Origin of the sequence: Pseudomonas sp. LLC-1 (genome assembly GCF_002992185.1) — a bacterium.
GTDB lineage: Bacteria > Pseudomonadota > Gammaproteobacteria > Pseudomonadales > Pseudomonadaceae > Aquipseudomonas > Aquipseudomonas monteilii.
In genome coordinates, this window is sequence record NZ_LUVY01000009.1 from 39,365 (window position 1) to 62,208 (window position 22,844).

Consider the following 22,844-nt stretch of genomic DNA (forward strand, 5'->3'; position numbering starts at 1 on the left):
AAAACCTTCCTGCTCGACTTCGTTCTGAACGGATGAAAAGGGTCTTTCAGGCTGGCAACACGTTGGCCAACCGCCCGTATTCATTGACTGAGCGGTCAGTAAACGCAGGCAGAATCCGTTCTGCCCTGATCGAGGGGGCGCGCAGATTACTGGCTTGCGCGCCGGGCCTCAAGTGCTCCGTCCTGGAGCGGGGTGGTACAAACTTGTGCGTTTGGTCAGTTTTCTAGAAGTGCACTTTGATCAGCGCACTGGCGACACTCTGGTTGCTGTCCAGATTGCCGCGGCTGTCGATGCCGTACTTGTCCTTCCAGTAGCTGTACTCAAAGCCCACGTACAGCTGCTTGGCGCCCAGGTTCAGCGCTTTGCCCAGGTCGTACTTCACCTGCGGGTTGAAGTGCAGGTTGGCGTGGTAAGTGCCACGGCGGGTCTGGTCGTTGTCGGTGACCCAGTCCATGTAGCCGTCGATCAGAATGTCGGACCTGCCTACGGGGATGGTGTAGGACCAGCCGGGGGTAATCTGCCAGACGTTGTCACCGGGGCGGCTGCCCTCGGTGTTGCGCACGTAGAAATTCAGGGTGAAGTAGTTGAAGCCGGGGATGTCGAGGTCGAAGCCTGGGCCGATCAGGTAGGCCTCGTTGTCGCCTTCGCCGCGCTCGTAGGTCATGGCCAGCAGTACGTCCTTGATCGGGCCGAAGGCCAGCTTCTTGTCAAAGATCTTGCCGAATGACAGGCGTGGGCTGAACTCGCCGTAGTAGGTGGTGACGCCTTTGCTGGCGTCGGCCTTGCCGTTGTAGAAGATTTTGTCGACGAACATGAAGGTGTCGCCGTACTTCCATTTGTTGGCGTGCTCGAAGGTGATGGTCTGCTGGATATCAGGGTTGACCTTGAAGTCCTTGCCGTACAGGTAGGTCAGGCTTTCGCCATGCCATTGCAGCCATTCGCCGGCATGCGAGGGGAGGGTGGCCAGCAGGCTGCTGCCCAGCAACAGGGACGTGGTGATGCGCTTCATGTTGTGATTCCCGGACTTATTGTTTTTGTTGGCGGTTTTTTTGGCGCGCAGGCGCCCCGGGCGGCCCATTCCGGCGGGCCGACGGTGTTGCGTTTACTGCTTATGTGAATGCGGGGCGGCCATGCGCCGCCCCGTCTGGCTCAATGCTGGTGACAAGCGTCGTTGTGCACCGCGCGTTCGGCGCCACCGAGGATGTTGAACAGTACGTTCAACACCAGGGCACTGACCGTGGCCATGGCGATACCACTGTGGGTGATGGGTTCCATCCACTGTGGCATCTGGGCGAAGAACTCCGGGCGCACCACGGGGATCAGCCCGAAGCCGACGCTCACCGCCACCAGCAGCTGGTTGCGGCGGTCGCCGATGTCCGCTTCCTGAAGAATCTTGATCCCGGTGGCGGTCACCATGCCGAACATGGCAATGGACGCGCCGCCCAGTACCGCAGGCGGGATCGAGGCAATCAGGAAGGCCGCCTTCGGCAGCAGGCTGAGCACAATCAGCAGTGCACCGGCCACGATGGTGACAAAGCGGCAGCGCACCCCGGTCATCTGCACCAGGCCGATGTTCTGGGCGAACGAGGAGTGGGTGAAGGTGTTGAAGAAGCCGGCGATGAACGATGCACCGGCATCGCACAGCAGGCCGCGCCGCAGCATCCCTGGGGTGACTTCGCGATCGGTCACCTTGCCCAGGGCCAGGAACATGCCCGTGGACTCGACGAAGATGATCACCACCACCAGGCACATGGACAGGATCGGCGCCAGGCTGAAGGTCGGCATGCCGAAGTGCAGTGGGGTGACCACTTGCAACCACGGTGCGTCTTTCAGGCCCGACAGGTCGACCATGCCGATGGAACCGGCCAGGATGTAGCCAAGGCCCATGCCCACCAGTACCGACACGTTGACCCAGAACCCGCGCATGAAGCGGTTGATCAGCAGGATGACCGCCAGCACCAGGCCCGCTACCAGCAGGTAGATCGGCGAGCCGAAGGTTTCTGCTTCATGGCCGCCACCGGCCCAGTTGACTGCCACCGGGAACAGCGACAGGCCAATCGAGGTAATCACCGTACCGGTGACCAGCGGCGGGAAGAAACGCACGACCTTGGACATGAACGGCGCGATCAGCATGCCGAAGAACCCGGCGGCGATGGTCGCGCCGAAGATCCCCTGCAGGCCCACACCGGGCATGCCGGCCATGGCCACCATGCTGCCGACGGCAGCGAAGCTGGCCCCCATCATCACCGGCATGCGGATGCCCACCGGGCCGATACCGAACGACTGGATGATGGTGGCGACGCCTGCGACCAGCAGGTCGGCGTTGATCAGGAAAGCGACTTCTTCACGGGACAACCCGGCGGCCTGGCCGATGATCAGCGGCACGGCGATGGCGCCACCGTACATCAGCAGAACGTGTTGCAGGCCAACCAGGATCAGTTGGAACAGGGGCAAGGGCTCGCGCGGCGGCGCAATGGGGATGTACGCCTTGCGTGACTCGGACATGCAGCACCTCGAGTTTTGTTTTTATTCTCGGATCCAAGCGTCGGCTTCAAGCGGCAGGCCCTCGGTGAAGAGAGGCTGGGGTTCCCGCTTTAGGCTGAACGCTCGATGCTTGCTTGTTGCGTATGGCTTGAAACAGAGGCCGGGGTTGCCGGCCTCTTCGCGGGTAAACCCGCTCCTACAGGGGAGCTGTGTTGACCCGATTGCGGTGTTTCAGTTGACCGGGGCACCTTTGGCGATCCAGTCGCCGACGAGCTTGCGCTCTTCGGTGGTCATCTGGGTGATGTTGCCCAGCGGCATGATCTGGCTGGCGACCGCTTGCGCCTGAATGCGCGCGGCCTGGGCCTGGATCTGCTGCGGGGTGTCGAACATCACGCCGGCAGGGGCGGCGCTGAACAGTGGGCTGGTCGGCTTGGACGAGTGGCACACGGTGCAGCGTTCCTGGATGACGTTGTGGATCTTGTCGAAGTTGTCGCCGCCAGCCTGGGCAGTCGCCTGGGCAGGTGCTTCAGCCGGTGCTTCGGCAGGCTTGGCTGCTTCTTCGGCACGCAGTTCGGCGGCGGTCTTGCCACCTACGGCAGTAGCCGGCAGTGGCTGGTACTCCACTTTCGCTGCGGCTTGCTCAGGCGAAACAGCCATCGGCTTAGGGCCGGTGACGTAGGCCAGGCAGATCATTGCCAGGGCGCCGACCGGCAGGGTCCAGGCGTACTTGTTGCTGTCGTGGCGGGTGTTGAAGTAGTGGCGGATCAGAACCGCGGCTACTGCAATGCCGGCCAGGATCAGCCAGTTGTACTGGCTACCGTAGGTGCTCGGGAAGTGGTTGCTGATCATGATGAACAGCACCGGCAGGGTGAAGTAGTTGTTGTGACGCGAACGCAGCAGGCCTTTGGCCGGCAGTACCGGGTCGGGCGTCTGGTTGTTCTCGATCGCCGCCACCAGCTGGCGCTGGGCCGGCATGATGATGCGGAACACGTTACCCACCATGATGGTGCCGATGATCGCGCCGGTGTGCAGGTAGGCGCCACGGCCACTGAACACCAGGCTGAAGCCGAAGCAGGCGGCAATGATCAGGACGAACAGTACGGCACCGAGCAGGGCAGGTTTTTTACCCAGTGGCGAATCGCACAGGAAGTCGTAGATGAACCAGCCGGCTACCAGCGAACCGATCCCGATGGCCACGCCTTCGGCACCGCTCAGGGTGCTGCCAGGGGCCAGCAGGTACAGGGTCGGGTTCCAGTAGAACACCACGCACAGCAGGGCGATACCGGACATCCAGGTGAAGTAGGCTTCCCATTTGAACCAGTGCAGGTTCTCGGGCATTTTCGGGGGTGCGAGCTTGTATTTCTCCAGGTGGTAGATACCACCGCCGTGAATCGCCCAGAGATCACCCGACAACCCATCGCGCGGGTTGCTTCGGTTCAGGTGGTTCTCCAGCCAGACGAAGTAGAACGATGCACCGATCCAGGCGACACCGGTGATCATGTGAACCCAGCGAATGCTCAGGTTCAGCCATTCGTGAAGGTGTGCTTCCACAGTATGTACCTCTGCCGATCACCGTGAACGATGACCGACCTTTTCTTATTGGTGGGGATTGAGGATCAGCATCTGTTCCTCGGTGAAGTAATGCTCATCGCAGTTGTTGCCAGAACCGCTGCGATCAACCACCAGGAAGTCATCCCGCTTTTCGATCGTCAGCACCGGGTGGTGCCAGACGCCGCGATGGTAATTAACGCCCTGCCTGCCATTACTGCGGAAGGCCCGGACCAAGCCTGATACAGGTGCATCGCCAACGGGCGCGACCACGATCAGAAAGGGGTTGCCGAGCAGCGGAATGAAAGCCTGGCTGCCCAGCGGATGGCGTTCCAGCATGCGTACGGTCAGCGGCATGTCCAGCGCGTCGGCGCGGAAGATGCTGATGATCGCCTTGTCTTCAGGCTCGGCGGTTTCGACCGTGGCGAGCTTGTGAAAGCGCATGGTCGAGCCGTTGTTGATCATGAAGTGGTCGCTGCCGTCGGTTTCGATCACGTCACCGAAGGGGGCGAAGGCTTCTTTGGTCAGGGGCTCGATCATCAGGGTGCGCATGCGGGTCTCTCTTATCTATTCGTTGTACTGAAAAAGGTTCGGCTGTTGCTTACAGCTGCAGCAGGCGGAACAGGGCGATCAGGTTGATCTGCGCCAGGGCTTCCTTGAACTCGGCATCGGCATCGTTGTGGATGCGCTTCTCGAAGGAGGCGAGGATCTGGTGCCGGTTGCTGCCCTTCACCGCCATGATGAACGGGAACTGGAACTTGGCCTTGTAGGCGTCGTTCAGCTCGGTGAAGCGGGCGAACTCTTCGGCGGTGCATTGGTGAATGCCGGCACCGGCCTGTTCGTTGGTGCTCGATTCGGTCAGCTCGCCCTGGATGGCGGCCTTGCCGGCCAGGTCCGGGTGAGCGTTGATCAGTGCCAGCTGGTCGGCGTGGTTGGCGCTGAGCAGAATGTCGCTCATGCGCTGGTGCAGGGCTTCGATTTCGTCCAGCTCGCCCAGTTGGCCCAGGTCATAGGCCTTTTCGGCCACCCACGGCGAATGCTCGTAGATGTCGGCGAAGGCGCTGACGAAGGCGTCACGGCCGAGGGCGGATGGCTTGAGGGTGTTGAAGGCGGTCATCAGGCGTTCTCTTTCTTGTACGGGTGGGTGGTGTGCCAGTGGCGGGCGATGTCCACGCGACGGGCGAACCAGACCTGGTCATGGCTTTTTGCGTAATCGACGAAGCGCTTCAGGGCGGCCAGGCGCGCCGGGCGGCCGACCAGGCGGCAGTGCAGGCCGATGGACAGCATCTTCGGTGCTTCGGCGCCTTCGGCGTACAGCACATCGAAGGCGTCTTTCAGGTACTGGAAGAACTGCTCGCCGCAGTTGAAGCCCTGTACCTGGGTGAAGCGCATGTCGTTGGTGTCCAGGGTGTAGGGGATCACCAGGTGCGGCTTGCCGGTAGGGTTGTTCGGCTCCCAGTAGGGCAGGTCGTCGTCGTAGGTGTCGCTGTCATACAGGAAGCCACCTTCCTCCATCACCAGGCGACGGGTGTTCGGGCCGGTGCGGCCGGTGTACCAGCCCAGCGGGCGTTCGCCGGTGAGTTCGGTGAGGATGCGGATGGCTTCGAGCATGTGCTCGCGCTCCTGGGCCTCGTCCATGTTCTGGTAGTCGATCCAGCGGTAGCCGTGGCTGCAGATTTCGTGGCCAGCCTCGGCCATGGCGCGGATCACGTCGGGGTGGCGCTGGGCGGCCATGGCCACGGCGAAGATGGTGAGCGGGACGCCGCTGTCCTTGAACAGCTTCAGCAGGCGCCACACGCCGGCACGGCTGCCGTATTCGTACAGCGACTCCATGCTCATGTTGCGCGCGCCCTGCAGTGGCTGGGCGGCTACCATTTCGGACAGGAAGGCTTCGGACTCCTTGTCACCGTGCAGGATGTTGCGTTCGCCGCCTTCTTCGTAGTTGAGGACGAAAGACAGCGCGATGCGAGCGTTGCCCGGCCATTGCGGGTGAGGAGGGTTGTTGCCGTAACCGATCAGGTCGCGAGGGTAGTCAGCGCTCACTGCAGTCTTCCTTCTTGTGCGTTTGTGCGGGGGGTGGGCGGGCCGCGTCGGGATGTCGCACCACCGGATGGGCTGATTGTATACAACTTCTGAAATCTTTTGTAAGCCTGTTTTTCCGCATTTCTTCCCTTTTGTCGCTTCGCAGCGACCTGGAAATACAGTGCAAGAAACCTGCCTGATTGGTCAGCTAATGACATTGGGGTCGTTACAGTGCCTGTATTTGCGACCGATGGGTCGTTTATAGGCAGGAAACGTCGGGTGCGACGGATGGGTACAAAAAATTGTGTACAATTTTGCGATGGAATGTCTTAATGGCGTCATTCCCGCCTACCGCAGGCCCTGTTTGGGTGCATAGGCTGAGTATTTCTTGCCCACAGATTGAACAAGAGGCGACACGCAATGGGACGTTTGACCACACACGTACTGGATGCCGCGCATGGCTGCCCGGGCAGCTCGATCAAGGTCGAGCTGTACCGTGTCGAAGGCCAGCAGCTGGAGCTGGTGAACACTGCCCTGACCAACAGCGATGGCCGCGTCGATGCGCCGTTGCTGCAGGGTGACGACTACCGCACTGGTGTGTACCAGTTGCAGTTCAGCGCTGGCGATTACTACCGCGCCCGTGGCGTGCAACTGCCGGCCCAGGCGTTTCTGGATGTTGTGGTGCTGCGTTTTGGCATCGACGAGCAGCAGGAGCACTACCACGTGCCGCTGCTGATCTCGCCGTACAGCTATTCGACCTATCGTGGAAGCTAGTTGGTCGCTAGAAGAATCTTCGTAGGTCCTTTGGCCCGCTCTCACACTGGCGGGCTTTTTTTCGTCTGCTGTTTTTACACGTTGAGCTGACATCAACCCGGTTACTGATATTTTTGTCAGTTGTCTCTTCTGGATGTGTCTGAAATGATCAAATGCCAATCCGCACTGGAGCGTCTGGCATGATGACTTCAAAAAATGCATATTCGCCTTATGGCTACCGTCTGCCCAGTCATGACACTCTGGGCTTCAGTGGTGAATACCTGGATCCGGTCACTGGGCATTCTAATTTGGGTAATGGTTATCGTGGGTACAATCACGTTTTGATGCGCTTTAATTGTCCGGATAGTTTGAGCCCATTCGCCGAGGGTGGTTTTAATGCATATGCCTACTGTCAAGGGGATCCTGTGAATTTCCTTGATCCAAGCGGCCATTTCCTTATGAGTTTAGTGAAAATGGCAGCTAGTAAAGCTCCGAGTAGGTTAGTGCCGTCTAAAGTTAAAGGGGTGATAGCGAACAACGTTCCGATTGGTCTGTTTAACAAGAAGCTTGGCTGGCATGGTACGAAAGCTTCGAATTTAAAATCTTTTGTAGAAAATGGTATACAGCCAGGGCATTCGAAGGAGGGTAGGCAATTGCAAGGGGCGGGATTTTATTTTGCAGCCGACAGGCGGGAAGCCGAGCCGTATGCTCAAGAGAATGGCCCTGACGGAGCAATATTTGAGGTGTTAATGCGCAAGGATGTCAGCTTGGTTCCCTATGTGGGCTATACAACAGATGACCGAAATAGGGTGCTGCTTAAGGAGGCGGCATTTGATGTTGTTATCGTGCGTGAGACTGCTCCAGAAAATGCGACGTCAGTAAAACTCCGCCCGGCGCCCTATACGTTGAAGAAAAAGTAATAATGCCCTGATCCAAAAACAAGGAGGGCGCCGAAGCGCCCTCTATTGAAGTGTAGGGTCAGAGAAATACAAACTTGGCAATGAAGATCGCGCACAGTACCCACAGGCTGGCGGAGATTTCCTTGTACTTGCCGGTACCTGCCTTCAGCGCCACATAGCTGATGAAGCCCAGGGCAATACCATCGGCTACCGAGAAGGTCAGCGGCATCATGATGACCGTGACAATCGCTGGAATGCTGTCGGTAGCCTCGTCCCAGTGGATATGCGCCATGCTGCCCATCATCAGCATCGCCACGTAGATCAGTGCGCCGGCAGTGGCGTAGGCTGGGATCATCCCGGCCAGCGGCGCGAAGAACATTGCGGCAATGAACAGCAGGCCGACCACCACGGCGGTCAGGCCAGTGCGGCCACCCGCCGCGACGCCCGCAGCACTCTCCACATAGCTAGTCACTGGCGGCACACCCACCACGGCACCAAACACGCTCGAAGCACTGTCTGCCTTCAACGCTTTGGACAGGTTCTCGATGCGCCCATCCGGCGCTACCAGGTTGGCCCGCTGCGCCACGCCCATCAGCGTGCCGGCGGTGTCGAACATGTGCACGAACAGGAACGCCAGCACCACGCTGATCATGCTGACGTTGAACACGCCCGCCACGTCCATGGCCATCCAGGTCGGTGCCAGGCTCGGCGGCATCGACATCACCCCGCCGAACTTGACCAGGCCCAGGCCCCAACCCGCCAGGGTGACGCCAATAATGCTGATCAGGATCGCGCCAAACACCCGCTTGTAGCTGAGGATGGCAATCAGCAGGAAGCACACGGCCGCCAGCAGCGGCCCAGGTTCATGCAGCGAACCCAGCTTGATCAGCGTGGCGGGGCTGTCGACGATGATGCCTGCCGTCTTCAGGCCGATCAGCCCGAGAAACAATCCGACGCCGGCCCCCATGGCATGGCGCAGGCTGACCGGGATGCTGTTCAGCAGCCATTCGCGCACTTTCGACAAGGTCAGGAACATGAACAGCACGCCCGAGACGAATACCGCCCCCAGCGCCGTTTCCCAGTTGTAGCCCATGGTGCCGACCACGGTGTAGGTAAAGAACGCGTTAAGCCCCATGCCCGGCGCCAGGCCCACCGGCCAGTTGGCGTACAGGCCCATCAGCAGGCAGCCCAGCGCAGCGGCGATGCAGGTGGCGACGAAGGCGGCACCATGGTCGATGCCGGCGTCAGCCATGATGTTGGGGTTGACGAAGATGATGTAGGCCATGGTGATGAAGGTGGTCACCCCGGCGATCATTTCGGTTTTTACGGTGCTGCCGTGTTGCTTGAGTTTGAAAATCCGCTCCAGCCAGCTCGTTTCGAGCGGTGGGGCGAGATCCAGCGTAGGGGCTTCGGATTTGCGGCTTTCCACAGCGAGTACTCCTCAAGTCTTTCTTGTTGTTATGGAGCCATTGTCCTGCGCAATGCACTTGGCGGCTCCGCGAGGGAAGGCAGACGTCTGACCGTTTTGTTGACTCATGGGTCAAGAAGTCGCTCGGTGGATTATGCTTTTGTGTACAAAGAATGCAAATAATGTTTTATCTTTTGTGTGCGCAATGCGTCGTACAACGGCTATATAGGTAAAACGCCCCCTGCGGAATCGCCTCAGCCTGTGTACAATGGCGCCATACTTTCTCTTCGTGCCTCGAGAGCCCATGAACGAACAGCTGCAACCTCTGAAAAAACCTGCACGTGTCGGCAAGGCCGGCCGCAGCGGTACCCAGGACGACATCGTCTATGCGCACATTTTCGAGGCCATCCTCGAACAGCGCCTGGCGCCGGGCACCAAGTTGAGCGAGGAAGCGCTGGGCGAAATCTTTGGCGTCAGCCGCACCATCATCCGCCGCGCGCTGTCGCGCCTGGCCCACGAAAGCGTGGTGCTGTTGCGGCCAAACCGCGGTGCGGTGGTGGCCAGCCCGACGGTGGAAGAAGCGCGCCAGGTGTTCTTCTCGCGGCGCATGGTGGAGCGGGCCATTACCGAACTGGCCGTGCAGCACGCCACCCTGGACCAGCTCAACGAGCTGCGGCAGATGGTGCGTGAAGAGCGCGACAGTTTCTCGCGTGGTGATCGTGGTGCCGGTATTCGTCTTTCCGGCGAGTTCCACCTGAAGCTGGCCGAGGCGGCGGGCAATGCGCCGCTGGTAAGCTTCCAGCGCAGCCTGGTGTCGCAGACGTCGCTGATCATCGCCCAGTACGAAAGCGGCAACCGCTCGCACTGCTCGTATGACGAGCACATGCAACTGATCGATGCCATCGAGGCGCGCGATGCCGAACAGGCCGTGAGCCTGATGATGCACCACATGGACCACATCGACAGCAAGCTGAACCTGGACGAGGAAAGTGCCTCGGACGATCTGCATGCAGTGTTCTCGCACCTGCTGAAAAAGCCCAAGGTTTCTGCCAAGGGTTGATCGTTTGCCTGGATTCAGGCGCAGGCAATCCCTGTAGGAGCGACTTTAGTCGCGAACACCGGCTATGCCGGTGCCATCCACCGCGTCGGATTCTTCGCGGCTAAAGCCGCTCCTACAGGGACCGTATAACGTTCTATTAGTGGCCATCAGCCAAAGGTCTGCTAAATTCTTGTGAGCAAACCTTCATCAAGCAGTTGGGCTTGCGCATTTGTTGCGTTCAACTTCTTGAGGAATGGATTCATGAGCATGTCCCTCGGTAAACGGATGGGGGCCGAACTGGTCGGCACCTTCTGGCTGGTCCTCGGCGGCTGTGGCAGTGCGGTACTCGCAGCCAGTTCCCCTGTCGGTATCGGCGTTCTCGGTGTTGCTTTCGCCTTCGGCCTTACTGTGCTGACCATGGCCTTCGCCATCGGTCATATCTCCGGCTGTCACCTCAACCCTGCCGTCTCGTTCGGGTTGGTTGTGGGTGGGCGTTTCCCGGCCAAAGAGCTGCTGCCCTACGTCATCGCACAAGTGATCGGCGCCATCCTGGCTGCAGGTGTGATCTATCTCATCGCCAGCGGCAAGGCTGGTTTCGAACTGTCTTCGGGGCTGGCTTCGAACGGCTACGCCGACCATTCGCCTGGCGGCTACACGCTGGGGGCGGGCTTTATCAGTGAAGTGGTGATGACCGCCATGTTCCTGGTGGTGATCATGGGGGCGACCGACTCCCGGGCACCGGCAGGGTTCGCACCGATTGCCATCGGCCTGGCCCTCACCCTGATCCACCTGATTTCCATTCCCGTGACGAACACCTCGGTCAACCCCGCGCGTAGCACGGGGCCGGCCTTGTTCGTCGGCGGTTGGGCCCTGCAACAGCTGTGGCTGTTCTGGGTGGCGCCGCTGATCGGGGCTGCAATCGGCGGCGCGCTGTACCGGGGCCTGGCGAAAGAGCCTTAGCGCTGGTGCACACAACGCCCGGCCGCGTACGTTTCACGCACGGTGCGGTCGTCGCCCAGGGTAGTAAGCACGAACAGGGTCTCTTCGATGCTGTTGGACTGCTGAATGCGGTAGTCCAGCAGCGGCGTGGCCTTGTAGTCCAGCACCACGAAGTCGGCATCGTTGCCCGGGCGCAGGCTGCCGATGCGGTCGTCCAGGCGCAGCGCACGGGCGCCGCCAAGGGTGGCCAGGTACAGTGACTTGTAAGGGTGCAGGCGCGCGCCTTGCAGCTGCATCACCTTGTACGCTTCGTTCAGGGTGTTGAGCAGCGAGAAGCTGGTGCCAGCCCCCACGTCGGTACCCAGGCCCACGTTGACCTTGAAGCGCTCTGCTTGCGGCAGGTTGAACAGGCCGCTGCCCAGGAACAGGTTGGAGGTGGGGCAGAAGGCCACGGCCGAGCCGGTTTCGGCCAGGCGCTGGCATTCGTCGTCGCACAGGTGCACGCCGTGGGCAAACACCGAGCGCTCGCCCAGCAGCTCGAAGTGGTCGTACACGTCCAGGTAACCCTTCTGCTCGGGGAACAGCGACTTCACCCAATCGATTTCCTTGAGGTTTTCCGACAGGTGCGTGTGCATGTATACGCCTGGGTGTTCCTTCAGCAGTTGCCCAGCCAGGGTCAATTGCTCCGGTGTACTGGTCGGGGCAAAGCGAGGGGTGACCGCGTAGTGCAGGCGGCCCTTGCCGTGCCAACGCTCGATCAGTGCCTTGCTTTCGGTGTAGCCGGACTCGGCGGTGTCGGTCAGGTAGTCCGGGGCGTTGCGGTCCATCATCACCTTGCCGGCGATCAGGCGCAGGTCCAGGCGCTCGGCTTCTTCGAACAAGGCATTGACCGATTCCGGGTGCACGCTGCCGAACACCAGCGCGGTGGTGGTGCCGTTTCGCAGCAGTTCCTTGAGGAAAATCTTCGCCACCTGGTCGGCGTGGTCCTTGTCGGCGAACTGCTTTTCGCACGGGAAGGTGTAGGTGTTCAGCCAGTCCAGCAGCTGCTCGCCGTAGGAGCCGATCATGCCGGTTTGCGGGAAGTGGATGTGGGTATCGATGAAGCCTGGGGTAATCAGTGCGTCCTGGTAGTGTTCAACCGGGATGCCGGCATCCAGGGTCGGCAGCAGCTCGCTGGCGTGGCCAACGGCGCTGATGCGGCCATCGTCGACCACCAGCAGGCCGTCCTCGAAGTACTCATGGGACGCCTCCAGGCCCACCTCGGCCGGGTCGGCGATGCTGTGCAGGATGGCGGCACGGTAGGCTTTGCGGGTAACGGTCATAACACACTCGTCAAATGGCTTGGCTGCGCCGGGAGGGCGGCAGCAACTGGGCAATGGGGCCGGCATTGGCGGCAGCATCGTGCTGGCCGAAGCAGGCGTTGTAGGTGGCGATGATTTCACCGGCGATGGACACGGCAATCTCGATGGGCAGCTTGCCCTTCACATCGGGCAGGCCCATCGGGCAGCGCATGCGTGCCAGCACGGCATCGTCGTAGCCGCGTTCGCGCAGGCGATGCTCGAACTTGACCCGCTTGGTCTTCGAGCCGATCAGGCCGAACCAGGTGAAGTCGTTGCGCTTGAGAATGGCGGCGGTCAGTTCCAGGTCGAGCTGGTGGTTGTGGGTCATGACGATGCAGTAGCAGCCTGGCGGCAGGTCTGCGACTTCGTCTACCGGTTCTTCACTGACGACCTTGGTCACCCCGTTGGGGATGAGTTCAGGGAATTCCTGCTCGCGCGAGTCGATCCAGCGCACCCGGCAGGGCAGCGCGGCGAGCAAGGGTACCAGAGCACGGCCGACATGGCCCGCGCCGAACACGGCGATGTGCGCTTGCACGGCGGCCATGGGCTCGAACAACAGCACGGTAGCGCCGCCGCAGCACTGGCCCAGGCTGGCGCCGAGGCTGAAGCGCTCCAGGTGTGGGGTGGTGCGCTGTTCTTCGAGCATCTGCCGGGCGATGTGCAGGGCCTTGTATTCCAGGTGGCCGCCACCGATGGTGTCGAACAGGCCATTGGCGCTGACGACCATTTTCGAGCCGGCGTTACGCGGGGTGGAGCCGCGTTCTTCGATGATGGTCACCAGTACGCAGGCTTCGCCACGGGATTGGTGGTCGGCGAGGGCGTTGATCCATTGGTGCATGATGCAACCTCTCTATGTTGCGCCGCAGACTCTGTGGGAGTGGGCGTGCCCGCGAACACCGGCAGAGCCGGTGCCATTCACGGTGTTGCCTTCTTCGCGGGCGCGCCCGCTCCCACAAGGTTCCTCGCTGTCAGTGGGTGACGGTTTCCAGTTCTTGTTCGGCAGTCTGTTGCTGAGCCACCGCCTTTCGCATCTGCTCACACCCCCACAACACCCGCTCCGGTGTCGCCGGCGCGTCAATGTTCGGCTGTACCCGGTAATCGGCAAGGCTCGCCACGGCATCCTTGATCGCACACCAGGCGGCGATGCCGAGCATGAACGGCGGCTCGCCCACGGCCTTGGAATGGAACACGGTGTCTTCCGGGTTCTTGCGGTTTTCCACCAGCTTCACCCGCAGGTCCAGCGGCATGTCGGCCACCGCCGGGATCTTGTAGCTGGCCGGGCCATTGGTCATCAGCTTGCCCTTGGCATTCCACACCAGTTCTTCGGTGGTCAGCCAGCCCATGCCCTGGATGAAGCCGCCTTCCACCTGGCCGATGTCGATGGCCGGGTTCAGCGAATCGCCCACGTCGTGCAGGATGTCGGCGCGCAGCATCTTGTATTCGCCGGTCAGGGTATCGACGATCACTTCCACGCAGGCGGCGCCGAAAGCGAAGTAGTAGAACGGCCGGCCGCGCGCCTGGCTGCGGTCGTAGAAGATCTTCGGCGTGCGGTAGAAACCGGTGCTGGACAGCGACACCTGGGCAAAGTAAGCCTGTTGCACAAGCTGCTCGAAGCTGACGATCTGGTCGCGTACACGCACATGGCCATTGCGGAACTCGACGTCTTCCTCGGTCACGTTGTAATGCCGCGCCGCGAACTCGGTCAGGCGCTTCTTGAGGATTTCGGCAGCGTTCTGCGCCGCCTTGCCGTTCAGGTCGGCGCCACTGGAGGCTGCGGTCGGCGAGGTGTTGGGCACCTTGTCGGTGTTGGTGGCGGTGATCTGGATGCGGCTGAAATCGACCTGGAAAATCTCGGCGACTACCTGCGCCACCTTGGTATTCAGGCCTTGGCCCATCTCGGTGCCACCGTGGTTCAGGTGAATGCTGCCGTCGGTATAAATGTGGATCAGCGCCCCGGCCTGGTTGAGGAAGGTTGCGGTGAACGAGATGCCGAACTTGACTGGCGTCAGTGCCAGACCTTTCTTCAACACTGGGCTGTTGGCGTTGAAGCGGCGGATCGACTCGCGGCGCTCGGCGTAGTCGCTGCTGGCTTCCAGGTCGGCGGTCATCTCATCGAGCATGTTGTGCTCGACGGTCTGGTAGTAGTGGGTGACGTTGCGCTCGGTTTTGCCGTAGTAGTTGGCCTTGCGCACCGCCAGCGGGTCGCGGCCCAGGTGACGGGCGATGTGGTCCATCACCTGTTCGATGGCAACCATGCCCTGCGGGCCGCCGAAGCCGCGGTAGGCGGTGTTGGAGGCAGTGTTGGTTTTGCAGCGGTGACCATGCACGGTGGCATCGCCCAGGTAGTAGGCGTTGTCGGAGTGGAACATGGCGCGGTCGACGATCGAACCGGACAGGTCGGGCGAATAGCCGCAGTTGCCGGCCAGGTCGAAGTTGATGCCGTGCAGGCGACCGTTGTCGTCAAAGCCCACGTCATATTCGACATAGAACGGGTGGCGCTTGCCGGTCATGGTCATGTCTTCGACACGCGGCAGGCGCATCTTGGTGGGCTGGCCGGTCAGGCGGGCCACTACCGCACACAGGCACGCCGGGCTGGCAGCCTGGGTTTCCTTGCCGCCAAAACCGCCACCCATGCGGCGCATGTCCAGCACCACTTTGTTCATCGGCACGTCGAGCACTTCGGCCACCAGCTTCTGCACTTCGGTGGGGTTTTGCGTGGAGCAGTAGACGATCATGCCGCCATCTTCGGTGGGCATCACCGAGGAAATCTGCGTTTCCAGGTAGAAGTGTTCCTGGCCACCGATGTGCAGGGTGCCCTGAATGCGGTGCGGGGCGCTGGCCAGCGCGGCAGCGGAATCGCCGCGTTGGTGGGTGTGGCTGTCGAGCACGAAGTGCTTCTTGCGCAGTGCATCGACCACGTCCAGCACCGGCTCCAGGTCTTCATATTCGACGATGGCGGCCATGGCTGCGCGGCGCGCGGTTTCCAGGTCGCGGGCTGCGACGGCGAGCACTGGCTGGCCGAAGAACTCGACCTTGTCGATGGCCAGCAGCGGGTCGCCAGCCACCACCGGGCCGATGTCTTTCAGGCCGGGGATGTCTTCGTGGGTGATGGCGATGCGCACGCCTTCGAAGGCATAGCACGGCGTGGTGTCGATGCGCAGGATACGCGCATGGGCACGGTCGGCGGTGCGTGCATAAACGTGCAACTGGTTGGGGAATTCCAGGCGGTCGTCGATGTACAGCGCCTCGCCGGACACATGCTTGTCGGCGCTGTCGTGCTTGACGCTGCGGCCAACCCCGGTGGTCAGGTTCTGGCTGAACAGCTCGGCCATCTCGGCCTGGCTTTTGGCTACGTGATGGTTAGACATAAGCGGTCACCCGGGTTTCGATGTACGGCGTTTGCTGTTCGATGAAGTACTTGCGCAGCAGGTTCTGTGCGGTCAGCAGGCGGTATTCCTTGCTGGCGCGGAAGTCGCTGAGCGGGGTGAAGTCCTCGGCCAGGGCCTGGCAGGCGCGCTCGATGGCAGCCTGGTCCCACGGCTTGCCACGCAGCGCCGCTTCGCAGGCACGGGCGCGCTTGGGGATGGCCGCCATGCCGCCGAAGGCGATGCGCACACCGCTGACCACGCCGTCTTCGATGCTCAGGTTGAACGCCCCGCACACGGCGGAGATGTCATCGTCCAGGCGTTTGGACACCTTGTAGGCGCGGAACGCCCAGTCGCGGGTGGCACGCGGCACGATGATCTTCTCGATGAACTCGCTGTCCTGGCGGGCGGTAATGCGGTAATCGATGAAGTAGTCTTCCAGTGGCATTACCCGCTGACGCTCGCCTTGGCGCAGCACGACCTGCGCGTCCAGAGCGATCAACAGGGGTGGCGAGTCGCCGATCGGCGAGGCGTTGCCGATGTTGCCTCCGAGGGTGCCCTGGTTGCGGATCTGCAGCGAGGCAAACCGGTGCAGCAGGGCACCGAAGTCCGGGTACTCCTCGTTCAGCGCGCCGTAGCAGTCGGTGAGCGGGGTGGCAGCGCCGATTTCCAGGTGGCTGGCTGTTTTCTCGATGCGCTTGAGCTCGGCCACGTGGCCGACGTAGATCATCACCGGCAGTGTCTTGTGGAACTGGGTCACTTCAAGCGCCAGGTCGGTACCGCCGGCCAGCAGGCGGGCTTCGGGGTGCGAGCTGTAAAGGTCGGCCAGATCGGCCACGGTCAGAGGCACCAGGCAGCGTTTGTCGCCACTGTTCAGTTCGCCGGTCTGGGTGGGTGCAATGGCCTTGAGGCGGCTGATGGTTTGCGCCTGCTGGGCATCGAACTGGTCGCGGCAGGGCTGACGGCAGCTCTGCTCGGCAGCGTCGAGAATCGGCCGATAGCCGGTGCAGCGGCACAGGTTGCCGGCCAGGGCTTCCTGGGCCTGGTGCAGGTCGGGGCCGCTGCTGTTCTTTTGCAGGGCGAACAGCGACATCACGAAACCGGGGGTGCAGAAGCCGCATTGCGAACCATGGCAATCGGCCATGGCTTGCTGCACGCTGTGCAACTGGCCCTGATGCTTGAGGCCTTCAACGCTGATCAGTTGCTTGCCGTGCAGCGACGAGACAAACGTCAGGCACGAGTTGAGGCTGCGATAACGCAGGCTGTCGTTGCCCTGGTCGTCCTGGGTCAGTTCGCCGACCACCACGGTGCAGGCGCCGCAGTCACCACTGGCGCAGCCCTCCTTGGTGCCGGGTTTGCCCAAGTGCTCGCGCAGGTACTGCAGCACCGTCATGTTCGGGTCCAGGGCGTGCTCGCTGCGCAACTCCTGGTTGACGAGAAACTGGATCACGGGGATGGCCTCGCAATGGTTTTATTGTTGTTGGGCGGACTCTAAGCAAGACCTGTCTAGCAGGTCAATATTTTTCTGACTCAAAGGTCAAGAAATTGCTCGTGTCTGCGCCCGGGCGAACACATTGCCTATGGAACAAGCATAGATCGCGCCGGGCGCGCGGCTGTCTGGCAGGTCAAATAAACCGCCTGGCCCCTCTGCGCGATTACCGCCCAAGTACGCTACAATCCGCCCCTTGTGCCCAGTTCAATGATTTTGAAGGAAAACCATGACGTTCAAGGCCCCGGACAGCCTCTCCGAGCAGATTGCCGATTACCTGGCCGAACGCATCATCCGCGGCGAGCTGGCGCCAGGCGAGCGTATCCAGGAGCAGAAGGTTACCCAGGCGCTCAATGTCAGCCGTGGCTCGGTGCGCGAAGCGCTGCTGATCCTCGAACGCCGCCACCTGGTGGCGATTTTGCCGCGCCGAGGTGCCCACGTAACCGAGCTGGACGAGCGCAGCGTGCGCAGCCTGTGTTCGTTGATGGGCGAGTTCTACATCCTGCTGGGCAACGCGGTTGCGCAAAAATGGCGCACCGAAGCCGACCTGCGCCCGTTTCTGGAGATCCAGCAGCGCCTGCAGCGTGCCCATGACCAGCTCGACATCAAGGCCTTCGTCGCCGACAGCTTTGCGGTCATGCGTGCGGCTTATCCGTTCGCCGACAACCCGTTCCTGCAGGAAACCGTGGAAAACCTCCAGCCCGCCATGAGCCGTGCCTACTACCTGTCGCTGGACCAGCGCCAGGCCAACATGATCGACTACCTCGACCTGTTCGCCCGCCTGCTCGAAGCCGTGGTCGCCCGCGACCTGCCGCGCATTCGCGAGGTGCTCACCGCCTACGGCCAGCGCAGCTGCGAACTGGTGCTGGCGGCGCTGGCCCGAGGCTGACCGATGCGCCTGAAGTGCATTCGCCTGGCCGGGTTCAAGTCGTTCGTCGACCCGACCACGGTCAACTTCCCCAGCAACATGGCGGCGGTGGTCGGCCCCAACGGCTGCGGCAAGTCCAACATCATCGACGCAGTGCGCTGGGTGATGGGCGAGAGTTCGGCGAAGAACCTGCGCGGCGAGTCGATGACCGACGTCATCTTCAACGGCTCCAGTGGCCGCAAACCGGTCAGCCAGGCCAGCATCGAGCTGGTGTTCGACAACAGCGAAACCACCCTGGTCGGCGAGTACGCCGCCTACGCCGAGATTTCGATCCGCCGCAAGGTCACCCGCGACGGGCAGAACAGCTATTACCTCAACGGCACCAAGTGCCGCCGGCGCGACATTACCGATATCTTTCTGGGTACTGGCCTGGGGCCGCGCAGCTACTCGATCATCGAGCAGGGCATGATCTCTAAGCTGATCGAGGCCAAGCCCGAGGAACTGCGCAACTTCATCGAGGAAGCCGCCGGCATTTCCAAGTACAAGGAACGCCGCCGCGAAACCGAAAACCGTATCCGCCGCACCCAGGAAAACCTGGCCCGGCTGACCGACCTGCGCGAAGAGCTGGAACGCCAGCTGGAACGCCTGCACCGCCAGGCCCAGGCGGCCGAGAAGTACCGTGAGTACAAGGCCCAGGAACGGCAGATGAAGGCACGCCTGTCGGCCTTGCGCTGGCGCGACCTGGATGAGCGGGTGCGCCAGCGCGAGTCGGTGATTGGCGACCAGGACGTGTCCCATGAGGCGCTGGTGGCCGAGCAGCGCAATGCCGATGCCAGCATCGAGCGCTTGCGCGACGGCCATCACGAACTGTCCGAGCGCTTCAACCAGGTGCAGGGCCGCTTCTATTCGGTGGCCGGTGATATCGCCCGGGTCGAGCAGAGCATCCAGCATGGCCAGCAGCGCCTGCGCCAGTTGCAGGATGACTTCAAGGAAGCCGAGCGCACGCGCCTGGAAACCGAGTCGCACCTGGGCCACGACCGCACCTTGCTGGCCACCCTTGGCGAAGAGCTGGCCATGCTCGAACCCGAGCAGGAGTTGACCTTGGCCGCTGCCGAAGAAGCAGCCGCCACGCTGGAAGAAGCCGAGTTGGGCATGCACGGCTGGCAGGAGCAGTGGGACAGCTTCAACAGCCGCTCCGCCGAGCCGCGCCGCCAGGCCGAGGTGCAGCAGGCGCGCCTGCAGCAGCTGGAAGCCAGCCTGGAACGTCTGGCCGAACGCCAGCGCAAGCTGGGCGAGGAGCGTGAGCAACTGGGTAGCGACCCGCAGGATGCCGCCATGCTCGAACTGGCTGAGCAGTTGGCCAGCAGCGAAATGCTGCTGGAAGAACTGCAACTGTCCGAAGAGCAGGTGGTCGAGCGACTGGAAGGCGTGCGCGAGCAGCTGCAACAGGCCACCCAGGCACAGCAGCAGGCGCAAGGTGACCTGCAGCGCCTGGGCGGCCGTTTGGCTTCGCTGGAGGCTTTGCAGCAGGCCGCGCTGGAGCCGGGTGCAGGTGCTGCTGACTGGCTGCAAGGCCAAGGCCTGGAGCAGCAGCCGCGCCTTGCAGAAGGCTTGCGGGTGGAGCCGGGTTGGGAGCTGGCTGTGGAAACGGTGCTTGGCGCCGATCTGCAAGCCGTACTGGTGGACGACTTCGGCAAGCTCGATTTTGCCGGCCTGGAGCAGGGCGAGTTGCGCTTGCTTCTGGCCAGCGCTGACAACGCATCCTTGCCCGGCAGCCTGCTGGAAAAAGTTGAAGGCCCAATCGACCTGGCGCCTTGGCTTGGCCAGGTCAAACCGGTAGAAAACCTGGCCGAGGCGCTGGCCCGGCGCGCATCCCTTGCCGAAGGGCAAAGCCTGGTCAGTCGTGATGGTTATTGGGTTGGCCGGCATTTCCTGCGGGTTCGTCGTGGTGGTGAGGCCGAAGGCGGGGTTTTGGCACGCGGCCAGGAAATCGAACGGTTAGGTCAGGAGCAGCTGGAGCAGGCGGCGGCGCTGGAGCAACTGGAACAGCAGCTGCAAACCCTGCGCGAGCAGCAGCTGGACCTGGAAGAGCAGCGCGAACAGCTGCGCCGCCGCAGCCAGGAAGAAAACCGCCTGCATGGCGAACTCAATGCCAGCCTGTCTGCCAGCCGTGCCCGTGCCGAACAGGTCGAGCTGCGGCGTCGGCGGCTGCAGGAAGAATTGGCTGAGCTGGAAGAGCAGCGTGCCCTGGAGCATGAGCAACTGGGCGAATCACGCCTGCTGCTGCAAGAAGCCTTGGAGCTGATGGCCCAGGACACCGAGCAGCGCGAGCAGTTGATGGCGCGCCGCGACACGCTGCGTGAAAGCCTCGATCGGGTGCGCCAGGAAGCCCGTCAGCACAAGGACCACGCCCACCAGCTGGCCGTGCGCCTGGGCTCGCTGCGTGCCCAGCACGACTCCACACGTCAGGCTCTGGAACGCCTGGAACAGCAGGCCGCGCGCCTGACCGAGCGCCAGGAGCAACTGAGCCTGAACCTGGAGGAGGGCGAGGCCCCGCAAGAAGAGCTGCGCCTCAAGCTTGAGGAACTGCTGGAGCGACGCATGAGCGTCGATGAGGAAATGCGCAAGGCCCGCCTGCACATGGACGAAGCCGACCGCGAACTGCGCGATGCCGAAAAACGCCGCACCCAGGCCGAGCAGCAAGCGCTGGTGTTGCGTGGCCAACTGGAACAGTTGCGCCTTGAATGCCAAGGTTTGGATGTGCGGCGCAAAACCCTGCAGGAGCAGCTGCTGGCCGATGGCTATGACCTGCAAGGCGTACTTGCCACCCTTGAGGCCGAGGCCAGCGAGCAGGGTACCGAGCAGGAGCTGGAACAGCTGGAAGCGCGCATCCAGCGCTTGGGTGCGATCAACCTGGCGGCCATCGAAGAATACGAGCAGCAGTCCGAGCGCAAGCGCTACCTGGACGCGCAAGACGCCGACCTGGTCGAAGCCCTGGAGACCCTGGAAAACGTCATCCGCAAGATCGACAAGGAAACCCGCAACCGCTTCAAGGATACCTTTGATCAGATAAATGCCGGATTACAGGCACTTTTCCCAAAAGTTTTCGGGGGCGGCAGCGCTTATCTGGAACTGACGGGCGAAGATCTACTCGATACAGGGGTGACGATCATGGCACGGCCACCGGGCAAGAAGAACAGCACCATCCATCTGCTGTCCGGCGGCGAGAAGGCACTGACCGCTTTGGCGCTGGTGTTTGCCATTTTCAAGTTGAACCCCGCACCGTTCTGCATGCTCGACGAAGTCGACGCGCCGCTGGACGATGCCAACGTCGGGCGCTACGCCCGTCTGGTCAAGGAAATGAGTGAAAGCGTGCAGTTCATCTACATCACCCATAACAAGATTGCCATGGAGATGGCGGATCAATTGATGGGGGTGACCATGCATGAACCCGGTTGTTCACGTCTTGTTGCAGTTGATGTGGAGGCGGCCATGGCCATGGTCGATGCGTGATACGCGACGATGGGGGCACATTCTGTAGCGAAATGCCCCCGCCATGTGCGACAGACGGTGTAAAGTTGTCTTTGGTCGTGCTAGCTTAATGTCACTCGTTTTTTGCGTGGGTAAAACGCCTGTCAGAACATAGAGTTGGCGCCACGTGTTAAAGGGCTTTGAACCCTTTGTTTTCAAGCATATTTTTATAGAGGCACGGGATTACATGGAAATCGGTCTGCGCGAGTGGCTGATCGTCATCGGCATCATTGTCATTGCCGGGATTCTTTTCGACGGCTGGCGCCGCATGCGCGGCGGAAAAGGCAAGTTGAAATTCCGTCTGGATCGCAGTTACTCCAACCTGCCGGACGAAGAGGGCGGCAGTGCCGAAGTGCTCGGCCCGTCGCGGGTGCTGGATACCCACAAGGAGCCTGAGCTGGACGAAAGCGACCTGCCGTCGCTCAGCGCTTCTGCGCGGGATCGCGAGCGCGAGCCCAAGCCGGTCAAGGCCGGCAAGCGCGGCAAGCGTGCGGCCGCCGACGTACAGCAGGGCGACCTGAACCTCAGCGCCGAGCCGCGTGAGCCGGATCTGTTCGCCGAAAGCGACGACGACTTTGCCGCCGACAACACCCGCAATAGCGGTGCCGCGCCTGCCAGCAGCAGCGTGAAGGACCTGCCGCCGGCCGAGGAAGTGCTGGTTATCAGCGTGATCTCCCGCGACGAGGGCGGCTTCAAGGGCCCGGCACTGCTGCAGAACATTCTGGAAAGCGGCCTGCGCTTCGGCGAAATGGACATCTTCCACCGCCACGAGAGCATGGCCGGCCACGGTGAAGTGCTGTTCTCCATGGCCAACGCGGTCAAGCCTGGCGTGTTCGACCTGGACGACATCGACCACTTCAGCACCCGTGCCGTCAGCTTCTTCCTCGGCCTGCCGGGCCCGCGTCATCCGAAGCAAGCCTTCGACGTGATGGTGGCTGCGGCGCGCAAGCTGGCCCATGAACTGAACGGTGAGCTCAAGGACGACCAGCGCAGCGTGCTGACCGCCCAGACGATTGAGCACTACCGTCAGCGTATCGTCGAGTTCGAGCGCCGCGCGCTGACCCAGAAGCGCTGATGTGCCCAAGTGGGCAGACCTCTGTCCACCCTGTTTCAAGCGCAAGAGCAGCCAAGGGCTGCTCTTTTGCTATGCAAGAGAACC

The 22,844-nt window shown here is 61.8% G+C and carries 18 protein-coding genes; 7 read left to right on the top strand and 11 right to left on the bottom strand.

The genetic code is table 11. The annotated features are described in order from the left end of the window. Positions 1-223: 223 nt before the first annotated feature. The 6 genes from A0O30_RS08220 to puuE form a co-directional block, all read right to left on the bottom strand. Positions 224-1,009 carry an outer membrane protein OmpK gene (locus tag A0O30_RS08220; RefSeq protein ID WP_105946181.1) on the bottom strand — a complete coding sequence of 262 codons (786 nt, stop codon included), beginning with the start codon at positions 1,007-1,009 and terminating at the stop codon, positions 224-226. 140 nt (positions 1,010-1,149) lie between these two features. Beyond that, positions 1,150-2,505 carry a nucleobase:cation symporter-2 family protein gene (locus A0O30_RS08225; RefSeq protein ID WP_016711731.1) on the bottom strand — a complete coding sequence of 452 codons (1,356 nt, stop codon included), beginning with the start codon at positions 2,503-2,505 and terminating at the stop codon, positions 1,150-1,152. 210 nt (positions 2,506-2,715) lie between these two features. Then, on the bottom strand, positions 2,716-4,035 hold the full coding sequence (locus A0O30_RS08230) for a urate hydroxylase PuuD (RefSeq protein ID WP_105946143.1): 1,320 nt from the start codon (positions 4,033-4,035) through the stop codon (positions 2,716-2,718). Between the two features lie 45 nt (positions 4,036-4,080). Next, positions 4,081-4,584: an ureidoglycolate lyase gene (locus A0O30_RS08235; protein WP_012315446.1), complete on the bottom strand. Its 504-nt coding sequence runs from the start codon at positions 4,582-4,584 to the stop codon at positions 4,081-4,083. Positions 4,585-4,633: 49 nt separating this feature from the next. Beyond that, positions 4,634-5,149 carry a 2-oxo-4-hydroxy-4-carboxy-5-ureidoimidazoline decarboxylase gene (gene uraD, locus A0O30_RS08240; protein WP_105946144.1) on the bottom strand — a complete coding sequence of 172 codons (516 nt, stop codon included), beginning with the start codon at positions 5,147-5,149 and terminating at the stop codon, positions 4,634-4,636. Next, positions 5,149-6,075, bottom strand: a complete 927-nt coding sequence (gene puuE, locus A0O30_RS08245) for an allantoinase PuuE (RefSeq protein WP_105946145.1) — start codon at positions 6,073-6,075, stop codon at positions 5,149-5,151. Before puuE ends, uraD begins: the two co-directional genes overlap by 1 nt. Positions 6,076-6,474: 399 nt before the next feature. On the opposite strand from puuE, the gene uraH reads away from it, so the two are divergent. Then, on the top strand, positions 6,475-6,828 hold the full coding sequence (gene uraH / locus A0O30_RS08250) for a hydroxyisourate hydrolase (protein WP_003259496.1): 354 nt from the start codon (positions 6,475-6,477) through the stop codon (positions 6,826-6,828). 182 nt (positions 6,829-7,010) lie between these two features. Then, positions 7,011-7,727, top strand: coding sequence for an RHS repeat-associated core domain-containing protein (locus A0O30_RS28175; RefSeq protein ID WP_371921618.1), 717 nt, complete (start codon positions 7,011-7,013; stop codon positions 7,725-7,727). Between the two features lie 58 nt (positions 7,728-7,785). On the opposite strand, the gene A0O30_RS08260 is transcribed toward A0O30_RS28175, so the two are convergent. Beyond that, a complete protein-coding gene (locus A0O30_RS08260) occupies positions 7,786-9,135 on the bottom strand; it encodes an NCS2 family permease (protein WP_003254327.1) in 1,350 nt (449 codons plus the stop codon). Between the two features lie 283 nt (positions 9,136-9,418). Here A0O30_RS08260 and A0O30_RS08265 point away from each other — a divergent pair, with 283 nt between their 5' ends. Then, the gene (locus A0O30_RS08265) at positions 9,419-10,174 is read left to right on the top strand and encodes a GntR family transcriptional regulator (RefSeq protein ID WP_012273431.1); all 756 of its coding nucleotides are present in this window, start codon (positions 9,419-9,421) and stop codon (positions 10,172-10,174) included. Positions 10,175-10,414: 240 nt separating this feature from the next. Further along, positions 10,415-11,113 carry an aquaporin Z gene (aqpZ, locus tag A0O30_RS08270; RefSeq protein WP_016711724.1) on the top strand — a complete coding sequence of 233 codons (699 nt, stop codon included), beginning with the start codon at positions 10,415-10,417 and terminating at the stop codon, positions 11,111-11,113. Here aqpZ and guaD read toward each other — a convergent pair. The 4 genes from guaD to xdhA form a co-directional block, all read right to left on the bottom strand. Continuing rightward, a complete protein-coding gene (guaD, locus tag A0O30_RS08275) occupies positions 11,110-12,414 on the bottom strand; it encodes a guanine deaminase (RefSeq protein ID WP_105946147.1) in 1,305 nt (434 codons plus the stop codon). The two genes, aqpZ and guaD, sit on opposite strands and share 4 nt — an antisense overlap. Positions 12,415-12,424: 10 nt before the next feature. Beyond that, on the bottom strand, positions 12,425-13,270 hold the full coding sequence (gene xdhC / locus A0O30_RS08280; protein WP_105946148.1) for a xanthine dehydrogenase accessory protein XdhC: 846 nt from the start codon (positions 13,268-13,270) through the stop codon (positions 12,425-12,427). 130 nt (positions 13,271-13,400) lie between these two features. Then, the gene (xdhB, locus tag A0O30_RS08285; protein WP_105946149.1) at positions 13,401-15,800 is read right to left on the bottom strand and encodes a xanthine dehydrogenase molybdopterin binding subunit; all 2,400 of its coding nucleotides are present in this window, start codon (positions 15,798-15,800) and stop codon (positions 13,401-13,403) included. Beyond that, positions 15,793-17,247 (bottom strand): xanthine dehydrogenase small subunit, encoded by a 1,455-nt coding sequence (gene xdhA / locus A0O30_RS08290; protein WP_019099545.1) that lies wholly within the window; start codon positions 17,245-17,247, stop codon positions 15,793-15,795. The genes xdhB and xdhA overlap by 8 nt, the downstream gene beginning before the upstream one ends. Before the next feature lie 268 nt (positions 17,248-17,515). Here xdhA and A0O30_RS08295 point away from each other — a divergent pair, with 268 nt between their 5' ends. The 3 genes from A0O30_RS08295 to zipA all read left to right on the top strand — a co-directional run bounded on the left by A0O30_RS08295 (position 17,516) and on the right by zipA (position 22,760). Further along, positions 17,516-18,175, top strand: a complete 660-nt coding sequence (locus A0O30_RS08295; RefSeq protein WP_105946150.1) for a GntR family transcriptional regulator — start codon at positions 17,516-17,518, stop codon at positions 18,173-18,175. 3 nt (positions 18,176-18,178) lie between these two features. After that, positions 18,179-21,667 carry a chromosome segregation protein SMC gene (smc, locus tag A0O30_RS08300; RefSeq protein WP_105946151.1) on the top strand — a complete coding sequence of 1,163 codons (3,489 nt, stop codon included), beginning with the start codon at positions 18,179-18,181 and terminating at the stop codon, positions 21,665-21,667. Positions 21,668-21,872: 205 nt separating this feature from the next. Then, entirely contained in the window at positions 21,873-22,760 is an 888-nt protein-coding gene (zipA, locus tag A0O30_RS08305; RefSeq protein ID WP_105946152.1) for a cell division protein ZipA, read from the top strand. Positions 22,761-22,844: the final 84 nt, after the last annotated feature.